At 46.8% G+C, this 2,534-nt stretch carries 2 protein-coding genes and 1 pseudogene; 2 read left to right on the top strand and 1 reads right to left on the bottom strand.

Annotation, left to right across the window (positions count from 1 at the left end):
- The coding region (locus WC600_19300; GenBank protein MFA4904873.1) for a DMT family transporter at positions 1-418 on the top strand (418 nt) is incomplete at its 5' end.
- Between the two features lie 323 nt (positions 419-741).
- The gene (locus tag WC600_19295) at positions 742-990 is read left to right on the top strand and encodes a DUF3820 family protein (GenBank protein ID MFA4904872.1); all 249 of its coding nucleotides are present in this window, start codon (positions 742-744) and stop codon (positions 988-990) included.
- A 298-nt stretch (positions 991-1,288) separates the two neighbouring features.
- Here WC600_19295 and WC600_19290 read toward each other — a convergent pair.
- Positions 1,289-2,233 (bottom strand): annotated as a pseudogene (locus WC600_19290) (IS4 family transposase).
- Positions 2,234-2,534: the final 301 nt, after the last annotated feature.

Raw genomic sequence — 2,534 nt, 5'->3', positions numbered from 1 at the left:
CATGATTACCTACAGCGGTTATCTGATCGTGGCACAGCTCTTTCTCAGAGGAGAGAAACCGCTAATCATGACCTTTTATATGGCGTTATTTGCCGGGGTGACCTTCAGCTTCTTCCATAACCCCTTGAAGATCCTTGAACTGCAGCTAAATCAGCTCCTTATAGGACTATTCCTGGGCCTCATTCCGACCGCCTTCGCCTATGCCTTTAATTTCCGTGCCATTAGGGAAGTAGGGAGCGGCTACGTATCCATTTTCTCCACCTTTGAATTGGTTATGGTGGTTTGCCTCTCATTTCTGGTACTGGGTGAGCCGATCTTTATCATCCAGATCGTCGGGATGGTTCTGATAATTAGCGGTATTGTGCTTGCCAATGCAAAGATCTTCCGGACAAGTGGCACGATGGGGAGCTGGAGATAGAACCATTTGACTACTGCGCAAGCTCTCTGCCTTACTGTAACAATTATCCACCTTGATTCCAATCCCTTACCAACCATCATTCCAATCCCTTCCATATACTCAGAACCTCGAAAAACGATCTGAATTCCTGAATGATACTGAACATATAAAAACCTATTTTGAACCTTCTGGGACTTTGTTCCGTAAGAAAAAATGACCCCGTTGATCATGAAACTATCAGAAATACGCAGGAACCTGCGCTTTTAAAAATTGAATCCTGCGCTGTGACATTTGGAAAATATTACATTTGACGATATCTTGGGTTTCATGCATAGGTATATTTCATGAACTCTGACGATCAAAAAGCTTGTCCACATATTCAACCTGATCATAATGCCCTCTTGAAGCTGGCTCAGGCAACAATGCCCTTTGGAAAATATGCAGGACGTCGTCTTGTGGATCTCCCGGAGTCATATGTTGTCTGGCTTTCACGAAAAGGCTTTCCTAAAGGTGAACTGGGTGAAATGCTGAGTACGGTTTATGAAATAAAAGTCAATGGACTTGAATACCTTTTTAAGCCGCTGAAAGATTAATGTTGGTTCATGCGGTTGATGCGTACTTTCTTCCACATAGCGATAAACACGGCTGACAGGCATGATTTCAATTCGTTATCAATAATGTTACTCCACGATCATCATGATATGATGACCTGCAATGTGAGGGACTGAGGCCAATGGAACCATCGTTGAAATACTTTGGCACCGCGAGAAACCCATCGGTGTCCGGTTAAGGATTTGCATGTGATTGATACAGGTTTGGCGGCTGATACATCCAGACACCGGTTTCATTTACAATATCCTCGATGCTCATTTCATTGCGGATATTGATGGAGATTTCCCGGAGACGTTTGACGGAAACCTTTTCGTGATGCTGGTCATGGCAGTAGATGGCCAGGAGGATATAGGTAATCAATCCGGCCAGCATCTGGACCATCAGTCCATATTGGCTCCTTGAAATCAGGTGATAGACTTTCAGATGGCGTTTCCACCAGCCGAAGAAAATCTCGATGTTCCATCTGAGCTTATAGGCAAAGGCAATCTGTTCGGCGGTGAGGTCGTGGCGATCGGTGGCGACCCAGTAATCAACACCGGCCACCCGATAGCCGACCAGGCGGAGTTCCCTTTCCGTCTGATTGATGCCGGGGTTTCCCAGAAGAACGACGGCGTCAAAAAAGACAATGCTGTCGGGTTGAACGTCATTCGTTCTGATGACGGTCTTTTCCGTGGAGGCTTTGATCCGACAGATAAAATGTTTGTCGTCTGCTTGCCATGTGTCAAATCGCTTATGGCTCTGATAGCCTCGATCCATGACGCCCGTTTCCCCCGGCGCCAGAATCCTCTCGACGAAAGGCCGTTCCGCTTCCTTGCCGTCGCTGAGAAAGATCTTCTTGGGAATGCCGCGATTGAGATCGAACCCGACGTGAACCTTGGCCTTTTTCGAGTCCCTGCGGTAGTCGGCCCAATACATGGATAACACAGCATCGATCAGGGAGCCGTCGATCAGAACCAGATCTCCCAACTCGGCATATCCCTTTGGTAAATGTTTGGCAGCCATTGCATAGAGCTTCCCGAACATTTCCATCATCTGCTCCAGCCCCCGGGAGCCGATATCCTCGAAGAAGCTGCTCTTTTCGATACCTCCCTCGGGAGCAATGTACTGCCGGGCAAAATGCTCTTCCTTGAGAACTTGCAGGAGGTGACGCCCGGAATGGTGTTCTTCAAGATGAAAATACACCAGGATGTTCAACTGATCTTCAAAAGACATTTTCAGGGGCCGGTTGCATCCCGAGAGCAAGGGCGTGATGTCGGGCAATATGTTGTTGACAGGTGCCATAAGGTTGCTGTGGGTCTCGTGTTTTTTCCAGGGTTTTCCGGGCATCAAAGTGTAGGGCATTGGCAAATCCTCCGTAATATTAGATAGTTACGGAAAATCGCCCCCCACTAAATGCCTGATTTGTCAAGTAAAATCTTCACATGGATGCAAATTATTTTTCACCAAAACCAAACGAACCCGATGTGCCATAATTCTTAACCGCTTATGCAAAATCCTAACCGGACATCGATGATTAAATGTAAAC

It is taken from the genome of Desulfobaccales bacterium, assembly GCA_041648175.1.
In the GTDB taxonomy this organism is placed as follows: Bacteria; Desulfobacterota; Desulfobaccia; order Desulfobaccales; family 0-14-0-80-60-11; genus 0-14-0-80-60-11.
The sequence above is the reverse complement of the archived record's forward strand: the minus strand, read 5'-3'. Positions and strand labels throughout refer to the sequence as shown.